The organism is Xanthomonas sp. NCPPB 3569, assembly GCF_041475645.2.
GTDB classification, from domain to species: domain Bacteria; phylum Pseudomonadota; class Gammaproteobacteria; order Xanthomonadales; family Xanthomonadaceae; genus Xanthomonas; species Xanthomonas phaseoli.
The window spans coordinates 3,654,864-3,668,359 of record NZ_CM192969.1; the positions used below are offsets into that span (position 1 = coordinate 3,654,864).

Consider the following 13,496-nt stretch of genomic DNA (forward strand, 5'->3'; position numbering starts at 1 on the left):
CAACTGCAGCACATGATGTTCCTGCCATGCATGCTGCGGTGCGGGAATACGCGCGACGCCGCGTGCGGCCCCTTCCACTGAAGTACCTCGCACAGCCTATGCGCTATCGGGCTCGCGTCTGTCTTGTCAGGCGCCCGATGCAGAACTGGCCTGCATGCATCCAATAGCCAGTCATACGCGTCTGTCGGCCACGCGCCAATGTCGGCAAAACGTCGGAAAATCGCTGCATCACCAGCACACTTCGATCCGGCCAAATGCATCTGAATCTGCGCGCTGGGGCACCTATGTCAGGACAGCGGAAGCGAGTGTCAGGAAACTTCCGATCTGTAATGAATCAGCGGTAAGTATTTTCGATCGACGGTCTTTAGCTCCCTGAAATTCTGCCGCTAGCTGGGCAAGGCGCTTGAGTCGATGCACCCCGCATCCGCCGAGCTGCTCAGCTGTACTACCTGGAAGCGGTCATGAATGACTATCTGCAACGCCTCAATGTCGGCCGTCGCCTCGGAATGGCGTTCGGTATTCTGATTCTACTGTCGGGCCTGCTGGTGGCGACCGGCCTGATCACCATGGCCAATGCGCGTTACGAGCTGGACACCATCGTCAACAACAACATGGAAAGGATCCGGCTATCCTCCGAAATGCTCGACGCCAACACCAATGTGGCGATCGGCTTGCGCGACGTGGTGATGGTGTCAGGCGATGCGGCCAACCGGCGCGCACTGGACATCATCGAAAGGAGTCGCGCGCGCTACAAGCAAGCCCACGATGCCCTGGCTGCGATGCCAAGCAGCGAGCTCGAAAAAAAGGCGCTCGCACTGGTGCAGGAAAAGCGCGACATCTCGGTCAAGTTCAACAACCAGATTCTCGACTACGGCATGCGCGACCAGAATCAGCAGGCACAGGCCTTGCTGCAAGGCGCTGCCGCTGCGGCGATGGACCAGCAACAAGCCGCAATTGCTGCAAATGCCGCCTTGGAGCGCCGCCTCAGCAAAGATGCGTACGCCGCAGCGGTTGCATCGATGCATAACGGCAAGATCATCCTGGCCAGCGGCGGCATCGCTGCGCTGGTGATCAGCGCGCTGCTCGCATGGTTGATTACGCGCAGCCTGACCAGGCCGTTGAGCCAGGCCACGCGCACTGCCGAAGCCATTGCCGCAGGCAATCTGCGCAACGATGTGCACACCACCGCAACGGATGAAACCGGCCGCCTGTTGCAGGCCATGGACAAGATGCAACTGCAGCTGCGCAACCTCATCGCGGCGCAGACCGACATGGCCAAGCATCACGATAACGGCCAGATCAGCTTCCGCATCGACGCAACCGTTTTTCCGGGCGACTACGGCCGCATGGCCAACGACACCAACGCATTGGTGGCCTCGCACGTGGCCGTGCAAAACGATCTGGCGCGCATCATGGGGCGTTATGCCATCGGCGAACTCTCCGAAGACATGCAGCCCCTGCCGGGCGAAAAAGCTGCCTTCAGCAACACCATGTCGCAGGTCAAGCTCAACCTGTCTGCGATGAATCACCAAATCAAGCACCTTGCGCAGGCCGCCGCCAATGGCGACTTCAGCGCCCGTGGTGATGTCGAACGCTTCCAGTTCGACTTCCGCATCATGGTGGAGAGCCTGAACCAGTTGATGTCCACCGCGGACGGCAATCTGCAATCGCTATCGGCACTGCTGCAGTCGATCGCAGCGGGCGACCTCACCGCACGCATGAGCGGCGACTTCCGCGGCGTATTCGCACAGATGCGCGATGACGCCAATGCAACAGCAAGCCAGCTGGCGCAGATCGTCGGCAACATCCAGCAGTCGGCCGTGTCGATCAACGCGGCTGCCAGCGAGATCGCCGCGGGCAACCAGGATCTGTCGCAGCGGACCGAGCAGCAGGCAGCCAACCTGGAAGAGACCGCCGCCTCGATGGAAGAGCTAACCTCCACCGTCAAGCAGAATGCCGAGAGTGCGCGCCAGGCCAATCAATTGGCGATCGGTGCCGCACGCGTGGCCTCGGAAGGGGGCACTGTGGTCGGCAAGGTCGTGGACACCATGAGTGGTATCGAAGCCTCGTCCAAGAAGATCGCCGACATCATCTCCGTCATCGACGGCATTGCCTTCCAGACCAACATCCTGGCGCTGAACGCCGCGGTGGAAGCTGCCCGGGCAGGCGAACAGGGTCGTGGCTTTGCGGTTGTTGCCTCGGAAGTGCGCACGCTGGCGCAACGCTCCTCCGGCGCAGCGAACGAGATCAAGGACCTGATCGACGATTCCGTCCAACGCGTGGCCGAAGGCTCGGCACTGGTGCACAGCGCCGGCAAGACCATGGGCGAGGTCGTGGCCAGCGTCCAGCGCGTCACCGACATCATGGGCGAAATTTCGGCGGCCTCGCAGGAGCAATCTGCCGGCATCGAACAGGTCAATCAAACCATCACGCACATGGATGAAACCACGCAACAGAATGCGGCGCTGGTGGAAGAAGCCACTGCCGCCGCCCGCTCCATGGAAGAACAAGCCGTGCAACTCACCGACGCGGTCGCCATCTTCAAGATCGATGCACGGCAGGCACGCCGCGCAGACGCGCGCGCTACCGCACCGGTCGCGCATCTGTTGGACAAGGTACGCCACGCCTGAGCAGTGGCGTGGCCGCCGGCTGACTTTCAAAGGGGCAGCTGGCGTGAGCGCACCGCAGCGCTTGCCGGCGGCGATCGCAACAAGCCACTCACGTCCTCCCAAGCGCGCCCTGAGCGCGCGCTTGGCTGTTGCAACGGCGCAGCTACCTTTGCAGGGACACCATCTGCGCCAACGCCGCCTGTTCGCTGTCAAATAAACTGCCGAACATATCGAATTGTCGAGCAATCCCTGCACCGGCGGCGATCCGACGGCCCGGCCTGGCGGGTGGACTGCAATAGATCACCATGGACCAGCAGAATTTCCGGCTCCCACACCTGCGCAATGACTGCATAACGCTGCAGACAGAGCGATTAGCGCAGCGCCACGTGCTCGGGTAGCAGCAACAGCACACACAGCAGCAGCATGAAGACCGCGATCAGTCCATCCAGTATCTGCCACGCACGCGGATGCCGGAACACCGGCTGCAACAAGCGGGCGCCATAGCCCAGGCCAGAGAACCAACTGACGCTGGCGATACACGCACCGAGCGCAAATGCCCAGCGCAACGCACCGGGATAATGCGTGGCCAGGCTGCCGAGCAAGAGCATCGTATCGAGATAGACGTGCGGATTGAGGAAGGTAAACGCCAGGCAGGTGAGCACTGCGCGTTGCCAGTGTTCTTCGCCCTGTTGCGCCGGGGTCATTGTGCCTTCGCCGCGCCAGGCACGGCGCGCGGCCATCCAGCCATAGACTGCAAGAAATGCGGCACCTGCGTAACGCAGCAGCTGCAGCAGGCCCGACCATTGCTGCGCCAATACGCCGATTCCGGCGACACCGAGCAATATCAGCGCGATATCCCCTAGTACGCAGATCGTCACCACTAGCCCCACGTGCTGGCGCTTGAGTCCTTGCCGCAGCACGAACGCATTCTGCGCGCCAATCGCAACGATGAGGCCGACACCGGCGAGAAAGCCGGCGATTATTGCTTGAGCGATCACAGTGTTGTCTCCGGGTAAGGAGTGCATCGTCTGCCATTGCAGATCATTAGAAAAACTAAATAATCTGTATGCTGCTTAGATCTTCTAATGCGCTCAAACTATGGATCTCCTACATCCTCAACTGGCCGCATTCGCAGCCGTATTGGACGAAGGCAGCTTCGACGCTGCTGCACAGCGGCTGGCGGTAACGCCCTCGGCAATCTCGCAACGCATCAAGGCGCTCGAAGATCGACTGGGGCAGGTACTGGTCATGCGTAAGGCGCCTTGCCGGCCAACACCGGCAGGCGAACGGCTGTTGCGCCGACTTAAGCCCATGCAGGTACTCGAAGCCGAAGCGATTGCCGACTTCCTGCCTGGCGATGGCGTCGCCGGCCATCTGCGCACACTCGCCATCGCGGTCAATGACGACTCGCTACAAACCTGGTTCCTGCAGGCGTTGTCGTCGCTGCACCAGACGCACAACTTCCTGTTCGATGTGCAGGTGGACGACCAGGATCACACCCTGGAATTGTTGCGCACTGGCAGCGTACTGGGCGCGGTCACCTCCGAGCGCGCGCCACTGCAGGGCTGCAATGTCCACGCATTGGGCGTGATGCGGTACCACGCAGTCGCATCGGCAGCGTTCGTCGCTGCGCACTTCAAGGGTGGCTTTACGGCCAGCGCGCTGGACCAGGCGCCGATGATGGTATTCAATCGCAAGGACACGTTGCAGGCGCGCTTCGTCAGGCGCATCACGCGCACCCGGTTGGCCCCGCCCACGCATTACCTGCCCACCTCCACCGGTTTCGTCGAAGCCGCTGCACGCGGACTCGGCTGGTGCCTGGCACCCGAAGCGATGGTGCTGCCTGCGGTGCGCAACCAGCAGGTCGTCATCATCGACCCCACCCGCTGGCTCGATGTCCCGCTGTACTGGCAATACGCCGCTGTGCGCTCGAGCGCCTTGCAGCAACTCAGCCAGGCACTGCGCGAGGCCGCTGCCACCAGCTTGCGTGGCAGCAGATAGACACCACAGCCACCGTTCTCACTGCCTGCCCATCGCCGGGCTGCCATGCATCGGCTTGCGGGGCATGCGCGCCAGCGCACTGTGGCAGACAGGGCTATCGCACTTCTCGCCGGCTACCCGTGTCGTTCAACTTCGGCAACACACGCGCTCGATCACTCGGCGCTGCGCTGCTGCAACAGCGAGAGCGCATGTTTTAGATCGCGAAAATGGAAAGGCTTCTGCAGACCGTGCCGGTGCCGGTACTTCTCGGGAATCCCGCCCTGCGCATAGCCGGTCACGAAGATATACGGAACACCGCGCGCGTCCAGTTCTTCTGCAATTGGAAACGACAAGGTGCCGCCAAGATTGATGTCCAGCAGTGCCAGGTCGAGGTTGCCTTCCTGCACCGCTTGCAGCGCTGCGTCCACGTCGGCCACGGTTGCCGCCACCTCGTAGCCCAGTTCCGCCAGGCAATCCTCCAGGAGCATCGCCACCAACGACTCGTCTTCGACCAGGAGCACGCGCATGGTCATGGCCGTGCCTCGGCATGCTCGGGCGGCAACGGGATGGAAACGCGGAAACACACGCCAGCCGGGTCGAACGACAGCTCAACCTCGCCCTTGAGGTCGTGCTTCAAGCCACGCTCCAAAAGACGCGTGCCGAATCCTTTGTGCGTGGGTGGTTGCACGGGCGGCCCCCCGCTTTCGCGCCAGATCAATTCGAGGCGCTCCTGCTCGCCGCGTGTGCTGCGCTCCCACGAAACCATGACATTCCCAGCTGGCAAGGATAATGCGCCGTGCTTGAGCGCGTTCGTGCACAGCTCATGCAGCGCCATCGACAGCGCCAATGCCCGCCGCGGATCCAGCCGACAAGAATCGCCCTGCAGCGTGAAGCGCTGGCTGTCGTGCGACTCATACAGCGCGGCAGCGTCGCGGGTCAGTTCCAGGACGTCGGCACTGACCCAGTTTTCGCGCGTCAGCGTGTCGTGTGCCCGCGACAGCGCCAGCAAGCGCGCGTCGAGCTTTTCCTGAGCGTCGGCCAAGCCGCCGGCGTTGGTGAACGACTGCCGCGCCAACGATTGCACCATTACCAACGAATTCTTGACCCGGTGGTTGAGCTCGTTGATCAACAGTTGCAGGTGCTGCTCATGCTGCTTGTGCTCGGTGATGTCGCGCGTGGCGCCAGCGATCGCCTCGACCCTGCCATCGGGTCCGAATACCGGAGTAAAAATGTAGTCGTAGATGCGCAGGCCCTTGGTGGTATGCGGGAATGGCACCTCGCCGCGCACCGGCTGGCCTGTTGCGATCACCTGTTCGATCTCTTCATCGTGCATGGCCGCATGCCAGGGCTCGTAGCCCAGTTCCAGGCAGGTCTTGCCGCAGGCGTCTTCCCAGCGCATGCCCCACATCGTCAACAACGCCTGATTGGCGTAGACGAAGCGATGCTGGATATCGAACACATACAAAAGATCCGGTGTTGCCTGTAGCAGGGCCTCGTAAATGCGCGATTTCGCTGCGTCTTCCTGATGCTCGGCCATTGCGTCATGCTTCCAAAATTGATGCGAACGATAAATGCACTTACGTGAACGCCTGATCATGCGTATTTGACGTCGAATCCAGCGCAGAAAACGCCCGCCGTCACCGAAGAGACCGGTTGCAATCGATCGATAACGCAACTGCACTCCACTCTTTCCTCTTGCGCGGCCAATCCCGCACCAACCAAAGCCGTAGTGATGACCGGTTCCTGGTCGCCCTGCACCACCGTCCCTGATAGCCTTCGGGGTTATTCCGCAGTGATTGCCGATTCGTCATGAAAAAAGCCGTTGTTCTGTTGTCCGGTGGCATGGATTCCGCCGCCGTTATCGCACTCGCGCAGGAGCAGGGCTTTGCCGTCTACGCGCTAAGCGTGCGCTATGGCCAACGCCACACGTCGGAACTGGACGCCGCAGCGCGCGTTGCTGCCGCGCAGGGCGTCATTGCGCATAAGGTGGTCGACGTGGACCTGCGCAGCATCGGCGGCTCGGCGTTGACCGACGACATCGACGTCCCCGACGCTGGCGGCGAAGGCATCCCGGTCACGTACGTCCCTGCGCGCAACACCATCATGCTGTCGCTGGCGCTCGGCTGGGCCGAGGTCATCGGCGCCAACGACTTGTTTTGTGGCGTCAATGCGGTGGACTACTCTGGCTACCCCGATTGCCGTCCCGAGTTCGTGCGCGCTTTCGAGGTGCTGGCCAACCTGGCCACCAAGGCAGGCGTGGAAGGTGCAGGGCTACGCGTGCACGCACCGCTGCAGTTCCTCAGCAAGGCCGACATCGTCCGTGAAGGCGTGCGCCTGGGTGTGGACTTCGGCCTCACGGTCTCCTGCTACCGCGCCGATGCGGATGGGCGCGCCTGCGGCCACTGCGACGCCTGCCGCCTGCGCGCAGCCGGCTTCGCCGATGCCGGCGTTCCCGACCCCACGCACTACGCCATTTTGTCTTGACGCCCGCGTAGGGTAGAATGCGCACCCCGACGCAATGTCGGGGTCAGTGGGCCGTTAGCTCAGTCGGTAGAGCAGAAGACTTTTAATCTTTTGGTCGATGGTTCGAATCCATCACGGCCCACCATCTCCAGCAAGGCTTTCAGCGAACTTCATCGCTGCGCAAGAAGGCACCCACTCCGCCATTCCGCAATCTTCGGTCGCCCTGCAAGCCTGCAGGTACCGATGCACCGCGACGTCATCGCCGTGCGCCTAAGGTCTTTGCCACCTTGTGGGATCGCCCGCTGCCAGATCAGACCGACTTACCGCCCAGATCTTTTTGCCAGCGTAAGGCGGGTTCCTGAGGCGCCGCGTTACCTGCCTGATCCTCAGCGCCCAGCCTCGTCGTTCCACAGCAGCTTATGCAGCTGCATCTGGAAGCGCACCGGCAAGCGATCTGCCACGATCCAGTCGGCCAGCTGGCGCGCGCTTACCTCGCTTTTGCTCGGCGAAAACCACACCGTGCAGCGGCGATCCAGGCCATGCGCGGCGACGACCTCGCGCGACCATTCGTAGTCGGCGCGGCTGCAAATCACCAACTTGATCTGGTCGCGTGCGGTCAGCAGCGGCAGGTTTTCCCAGCGATTGCGCGCCTGCTCGCCGGATGCGGGCGTCTTGATGTCGACCACGCGCGAAACGCGCGGATCCACGGCAGACACGTCCAGCGCACCGGAAGTTTCCAGCGAAACGTCGTAACCGGCGTCGCAAAGCTTCTCCAGCAATAACAGACAACGCTTCTGTGCCAACGGCTCGCCACCGGTCACGCAGACATGGCGCACGCCATGACTGGCGACCTCGGCAACGATGGCGTCGATGTCATGCCACTGCCCGCCATGGAACGCGTAGGCAGTGTCGCAATACAGGCAGCGCAACGGGCAGCCGGTCAGGCGCACGAACACCGTCGGCCAGCCGGCGGCATCGGCCTCGCCTTGCAGGGACAAAAAGATTTCGGTGATCTTCAATCGCGGCAATGGCGACTGGACGATCTCGCTGGGGACGGCGGCGTTCATGGGCGAAGTATGCGCCGTGCCGACCGGCACAGACGCGCAGGCTCAGCGCAGTTGCTGGCCGAGACGGATGGACTGCAGGCGCTCCTGCGCAACGCGTGCCGCGTCGGAGCCAGGGTACTGCGTAGCGACCTGCTGCAAGGTCTGCTGGGCCTCGTTGTTCTTGCCTTCGCCGTACTGCGACAGGCCAAGCTTCAACAAGCCGCCGGCGGCCTTGTCATGGGTGGGATAACGGCTGACGAGATCGCGGAACTGCGTCTCGGCAAGCTGGAAATTGCGGGTGGCGTAATAGCTTTCGCCCAGCCAATACAAGGCATTGGGGGTATAGACGCCGTTGGGATAGAGCTCCAGAAAGCTCAGGAACAGCTGCGATGCATCGTCGTACTTGCCGTTCTTCAACGCATCGAAGGCCACGTTGTAGGCAGTACGTTCGTCGTTGCTGACGGCCAGGGTGCCCGGGTCGCCATGGACGGTGGGCGGCTTCTCGGAAGTTGCCGCCACTGCGGGCCGCGCGGCAGGTGCCGGGGCCGGGGTCACGCTGCCGGTCGCTGGGGGCAATGGCGGTGTTGCGCCACCTGCGCCTTCCAACCGGTTCAAGCGTCCATCCAGGTCCAGGTATTGGTCCTTGGACTGCTGCTTGAGTTGCTCATTGTCGTGCTGCAGCTGTTCGACGGTCGACCGCAACGCCTGCAGGTCCGAACGCGCCTGCTGCAGCTGATTGAGGAGATCGTTGTTGGCCTGGCTATTGGCCTGCTGCTGCTCGAGCACGGCCACACGATCAGCGAGACTGGCTCGCTGGGCGTATGCCGGCGCGGCGACCACAAGGGCCGCCGCGACGAACAGGGATGTCATTCGAAAGCGCATCGCTTCTTACTGAGCCGTGTACACGATTTCGACGCGGCGGTTCTGCGACCAGCAGGACTCGTTCGACTCGGTGCAGACCGGACGCTCTTCGCCGTAGCTGACGACGGTCAGCTGGCTGGCCGAACCGCCGGCAGCCTGCAGCGAGGACGACACGGCATTGCCGCGACGCTCGCCCAGACCCATGTTGTACTCACGCGAACCGCGCTCGTCCGCATTGCCCTGCAGGGTGATGCGCGAGGAAGGGCGGTCACGCAGGTACTTGGCGTGGCAAGCCATGATGGCCTGGAATTCCGGCTTCAGGGAGTCCTGATCCAGATCGAAGTAAACAACGCGCTGACGCAGGCAGGCATCGGTATCCAGGTCGCCCGGGCCGTACAGGCCAGAGGTGGACGGGCCGGTGGGAACCGAGGAACCAGCGGTGGTATCGGTCGCAGGAGGCGGAGTTTCCTTCACCTTCTTCGAGCAACCAGCCAGCACAGCAACGGACAGCAGGGAGACAAGCAAGACGCGGGTGGACTTGTTCATGGGGTACCTATGGAGGCTCTGGGCCAATGAGTGGTTTAACGCAGCGAAATATTAACATTAATGCGCGGTTCGGTAAGGCCCCCATGCGGGTTCTCTCACATCGCCGTCGGCCAGCACCAGGCGCTGGCGGACCCGAGCGTCGGAAGAGACCGCGTACAGCACGCCACGGCCGCCTTCGCGTGCGGCGTACAACACCATGCTGGCGTTAGGCGCAAAGCTCGGCGATTCGTCCAGCGAACCCGGCGACAGCGTGCTCCAGCTGGGCGAACCCAGGCTGCGGTCCATCATCGCGATGCGGTAGGTGTTGCCGCTGCCCTGTGCCACGGCAATCTTCTTGCCGTCGAACGACACGCTGGCGGTGGCGTTGTAGTTGCCTTGGAAGGTCACGCGGTTGGCGCTGCCGCCGCTGGCTGCCACCTGGTAGATCTGCGGACGACCGCCACGATCAGAGGTGAAGTAGATGCTGCCGCCATCCGGCGCCCAGGTCGGCTCGGTGTCGATGCCGAAGTGGTTGGTGAGCTGGGTCAGCTGCTTGCTTCCCAGGTCCATTACGTAGATTTCCGGGTTACCGCTGCGCGACAGCGCCAGCGCCAGGCGACGCCCGTCCGGCGAGAACGACGGTGCGCCGTTGATGCCGCGGAAGCTGGAGACCAGCTCGCGTGCGCCGGTGGCGATGTCCTGCAGGTAGATCGACGAGTTGCCGCGCTCGAAGCTCACATACGCCAACTTCTTGCCGTCCGGGCTCCAGTTCGGCGACAGCAGCGGCTCGGCCGAACGCACGATGGTTTGCGGGTTGTAGCCATCCGAGTCAGCCACCATCAGCGCATAACGCATGGCGCCGCCCTTGCCGCTGGCGGTCACGTAGGCAATGCGGGTCCAGAATGCACCGCGCACGCCAGTGATTTTTTCGTAGATGGCATCGGCCATCTGGTGCGAAACATCGCGCATTGCGTTGGCACGCGCGGTCATCGCCAGGCCCAGCATGCGCTCGCCCTTGGCCACGTCGAACAACTCGTATTCGACCCGGTATGCGCCTTCGCCGGCGTCCATGACGCGGCCGACCACGATGTAGTTCTGCTTGAGGGTGCGCCAGGTCTGGAACTGCACCTCGGTGCCACGGGTCGGCTTTTCGACGATCTGCGCAGCCGGCAACGTGCGGAACTGGCCGGAACGATCCAGGTCGGCGCCGACCACGGCGGATACGTCGGTCTGCGGCGCGGTGCCCGAGCCCTGATAGGGCATCGGAATGACGGCGATCGGCGTGGCAGACGCGCTACCGCCGACGATATCGATGGTGAGGCCTTGCTGCTGCGCGAGTGCGCTCAGCGGCAACAACAGGGCGGTCAAGGCGGCTAGCCAACGCAGCGGTTTTTTCATGGACGGCTCGGATCGGGCAGGAAAAGTGTGCAAGGGATAGCAATCAACGAGTGAACATACTCGCAATCGTGAATGAGGTGACGTGAAAACGGAGCGAGCGATGGTGTAGCGACATGGACAGCCCCATGGACGATAACGCGGGGTGGCATCAGGCTGCGGCGACAGTGGTCGCCGCAGCCAGACCAGGGTCACTGATCCTGCGCCGTGAACACAAAGGTCAGGTTGCGCTGGAACACCGATTCGAAACCGCGGTAGGGCAACGGCTGGGCGCTCAACACGGCGGCTTCGATCGAACGCTGGCCAGCCTCGTCGTAGGGGCAGCCGGGTGCTACCTTGGCCTCCATCACGCTGCCGCCCGGCAACTGGCGGATGTTGATGGTGCATTTTTGGCCTGGCGGCACCGACGGCGGACGCACCCATTGCGCCAGCACTTTCTGCTGGATCGCGGCAGCGTACTTGGCCGACAGGTCGGTACTGGTACCGCCCTGCCCTGCGGTCGGCTGCGCGCTGGTCGCCGCGGCCGCGGAGGCCTGTTGCGCACGCGCGGCCGCGACCTGGCGCAACTTCTGCTCGGCCAGCGCCATTTCCTTATCGGCTTGCGCGCGCTGACGACGGATCTCGGCGATCTTCTTCTGGCGTTCGGCTTCTTCCGCCGCCTGCTGTGCGGCCGCCTGTTTCTTCTTGGCGTCGGCTTCTTCCTGCTGCTTGGCCAGGCGCAATTTCTGCTCGGCCTCTTCCTGGCGTTTGCGCTCGGTCAGGTCGATCTGCTCCTGGCGACGCTTGGCTTCCTGTTCCTGCTTGGCCTTTTCGGCGGAAATGGCCAATGCATCCACGCGCTCCTGGTCGACCTTGTCGGGCTGGGCGACGCGCTCCTGTGCCTGCGCCTGCTGCGGCGTGGGTGCATCCTGCGGGCGCGGCTCGGGGATCGGCTGCGGCGGTGGCACGCTGTCTTCCGGCGCGGGTTCGGGCAACGGCGCAGGCGGGGGCGGCGTTTCGACCGGCGTGGCCTTCAATGCCTGGCGCGCAACCCGCGCCTCGGCAGCCGACACGTCCAGCGAGGCCTCCATGCTGGGGTCGCCGGCTGCCGGTTCCACCGAGCGTTCCGGCGACCACAGCCAGCCGGCGATGAACACCAGCGCGACCAGGACGTGCACGACCAATGCCAGGACGACCGGTCGAAACCAGCCGTCGTCGCGCGCCGTCTGCGTGGGGAGCGCGTCAGCGTGCATCGCTGCCTGCGCTGCCGCCGGAGTCGGAAATCAGGCCCACCTTCTCGACCTTGGCCTGCTTGAGCACGTCGATGGCGTCCATGATCTTCTGGTACGGCGCGGCGCGATCGCCGGCCACCACCACACGTGCGTCCTTGTCCTGCGCCACGATGGCAGCCAACTGTGCCTGCAGCGCGGCCACGTCCATCGCCTGCGGCTTGCCCTTGGGCAGTTGCAGCGCCAATTTGCCATCGGCAGCGACCACCACCACCACCGGGTCCTGCTTGCTCTCCAGCGCCTTGGCGCGCGAGCTGGGCAGACTGACGTCGGTGCTCAGGGTCAGCAGCGGTGCGGTGACCATGAAGATGATCAGCAGCACCAGCATCACGTCGATATACGGCACGACGTTGATGTCGGATTTGAGCTTGCGCTTCTTACGACGGGAAATACCGGAGATCATCGCGAAACGTTCCTAATTAATCCTCGGCGCCGGGCGGCAGTGGAGTCGCGCGGCGCCCGGGTGAGGGACAGCCGCGCATCACGCTGTGCATCGACGCGACTGGCTCGCCCGGCCACGTCCCGCATCAAACCGTGCGGATGCATGCCGGGAGCGCGCATCACTCGTCCGCGCCAGCCTGGCGCTGCAGGATGGAGCTGAACTCGTCGGCGAAGGTCTCGTAGCGCACCGACAGCCGTTCCACGCGGGTGGTGAAGCGGTTGTAGGCCCACACCGCCGGAATCGCCACGAACAGGCCGATGGCGGTGGCGAACAGCGCTTCGGAGATACCCGGCGCCACGGCCGCGATGCCGGCCTGCTCGCCGCTGCTGACCATGTCGTGCATGGTCACCATGATGCCGAACACGGTACCGACCAGGCCGACGTACGGCGCGGTGGAGCCGATGTTGGCCAGCAATTCGAGATTGCGCTCGAGCTGGTCGACCTCACGGGTAAAGGCAGTGCGCATGGCGCGCTGCGCGCCTTCCAGTTGCACGCGCGCGTCCAGACGGCGGCGATCGCGCAGGCGCGAGAACTCGCGGAAGCCGCTTTCGAACATCGACTCCAGACCGCCAACGGTCCGGTTGCGGTCGGTTGCCGAGGCATACAGCTTGGCCAGGTCCGCACCGGACCAGAAGCGGTTCTCGAACTCGTCGGCCTCGCGATTGGCCAGCTTGAACGCACGCGCCTTGCGGAAAATGATCACCCAGCTGATGAACGAGCCGATCAGCAGCAGCAGCACGATGATCTTGACCGGGATACTGGCGCGCAGGATCAGGTCCACATAGTTGATGCTGCTGTTGTGCGCCACGCTGGCGGTCTGCGCCGCGGCAGCGGCGACGTCCTGCGGTAGTGCTTCCACTACCGTGTCCTGCAGGGCCAGGAGCAATGCAATCGACATCCGTTCGTT

General features: G+C 63.4%; 13 protein-coding genes and 1 tRNA gene. 4 read left to right on the top strand and 10 right to left on the bottom strand.

The genetic code is table 11. The features are described from left to right. Positions 1-461: 461 nt before the first annotated feature. Positions 462-2,630, top strand: coding sequence for a methyl-accepting chemotaxis protein (locus tag ACCQ03_RS15845; RefSeq protein WP_209225557.1), 2,169 nt, complete (start codon positions 462-464; stop codon positions 2,628-2,630). A gap of 350 nt (positions 2,631-2,980) precedes the next feature. On the opposite strand, the gene ACCQ03_RS15850 is transcribed toward ACCQ03_RS15845, so the two are convergent. Beyond that, complete coding sequence (locus tag ACCQ03_RS15850; RefSeq protein WP_057659590.1) at positions 2,981-3,607, bottom strand: LysE/ArgO family amino acid transporter; 627 nt, start codon at positions 3,605-3,607, stop codon at positions 2,981-2,983. Between the two features lie 100 nt (positions 3,608-3,707). On the opposite strand from ACCQ03_RS15850, the gene ACCQ03_RS15855 reads away from it, so the two are divergent. Then, entirely contained in the window at positions 3,708-4,610 is a 903-nt protein-coding gene (locus ACCQ03_RS15855) for a LysR family transcriptional regulator ArgP (protein ID WP_057659591.1), read from the top strand. 152 nt (positions 4,611-4,762) lie between these two features. Here the strand turns inward: ACCQ03_RS15855 and ACCQ03_RS15860 are convergent, their stop codons facing one another. Together ACCQ03_RS15860 and ACCQ03_RS15865 are read right to left on the bottom strand one after the other, a co-directional pair. After that, positions 4,763-5,122: a response regulator gene (locus ACCQ03_RS15860; RefSeq protein ID WP_017156643.1), complete on the bottom strand. Its 360-nt coding sequence runs from the start codon at positions 5,120-5,122 to the stop codon at positions 4,763-4,765. Beyond that, the gene (locus ACCQ03_RS15865) at positions 5,119-6,126 is read right to left on the bottom strand and encodes a sensor histidine kinase (protein WP_057659595.1); all 1,008 of its coding nucleotides are present in this window, start codon (positions 6,124-6,126) and stop codon (positions 5,119-5,121) included. Before ACCQ03_RS15865 ends, ACCQ03_RS15860 begins: the two co-directional genes overlap by 4 nt. 272 nt (positions 6,127-6,398) lie before the next feature. On the opposite strand from ACCQ03_RS15865, the gene queC reads away from it, so the two are divergent. Beyond that, on the top strand, positions 6,399-7,073 hold the full coding sequence (gene queC / locus ACCQ03_RS15870; protein WP_057659598.1) for a 7-cyano-7-deazaguanine synthase QueC: 675 nt from the start codon (positions 6,399-6,401) through the stop codon (positions 7,071-7,073). Between the two features lie 48 nt (positions 7,074-7,121). Beyond that, a tRNA-Lys gene (locus ACCQ03_RS15875) sits at positions 7,122-7,197 on the top strand. A 241-nt stretch (positions 7,198-7,438) separates the two neighbouring features. Here ACCQ03_RS15875 and queE read toward each other — a convergent pair. The 7 genes from queE to tolQ all read right to left on the bottom strand — a co-directional run bounded on the left by queE (position 7,439) and on the right by tolQ (position 13,487). Beyond that, positions 7,439-8,119 (bottom strand): 7-carboxy-7-deazaguanine synthase QueE, encoded by a 681-nt coding sequence (gene queE / locus ACCQ03_RS15880; RefSeq protein ID WP_057659600.1) that lies wholly within the window; start codon positions 8,117-8,119, stop codon positions 7,439-7,441. Between the two features lie 42 nt (positions 8,120-8,161). Next, a complete protein-coding gene (gene ybgF, locus ACCQ03_RS15885; RefSeq protein WP_209225559.1) occupies positions 8,162-8,980 on the bottom strand; it encodes a tol-pal system protein YbgF in 819 nt (272 codons plus the stop codon). Between the two features lie 6 nt (positions 8,981-8,986). Further along, positions 8,987-9,505 (bottom strand): peptidoglycan-associated lipoprotein Pal, encoded by a 519-nt coding sequence (gene pal, locus ACCQ03_RS15890; RefSeq protein ID WP_003482562.1) that lies wholly within the window; start codon positions 9,503-9,505, stop codon positions 8,987-8,989. A gap of 57 nt (positions 9,506-9,562) precedes the next feature. Beyond that, on the bottom strand, positions 9,563-10,882 hold the full coding sequence (gene tolB / locus ACCQ03_RS15895; RefSeq protein WP_003482565.1) for a Tol-Pal system beta propeller repeat protein TolB: 1,320 nt from the start codon (positions 10,880-10,882) through the stop codon (positions 9,563-9,565). A gap of 188 nt (positions 10,883-11,070) precedes the next feature. Continuing rightward, positions 11,071-12,111 (bottom strand): cell envelope integrity protein TolA, encoded by a 1,041-nt coding sequence (tolA, locus tag ACCQ03_RS15900; protein WP_017159323.1) that lies wholly within the window; start codon positions 12,109-12,111, stop codon positions 11,071-11,073. Next, on the bottom strand, positions 12,101-12,550 hold the full coding sequence (tolR, locus tag ACCQ03_RS15905; protein WP_017156650.1) for a protein TolR: 450 nt from the start codon (positions 12,548-12,550) through the stop codon (positions 12,101-12,103). The genes tolA and tolR overlap by 11 nt, the downstream gene beginning before the upstream one ends. Before the next feature lie 157 nt (positions 12,551-12,707). Next, positions 12,708-13,487 carry a protein TolQ gene (tolQ, locus tag ACCQ03_RS15910; RefSeq protein WP_008578063.1) on the bottom strand — a complete coding sequence of 260 codons (780 nt, stop codon included), beginning with the start codon at positions 13,485-13,487 and terminating at the stop codon, positions 12,708-12,710. Between the last annotated feature and the right edge of the window lie 9 nt (positions 13,488-13,496).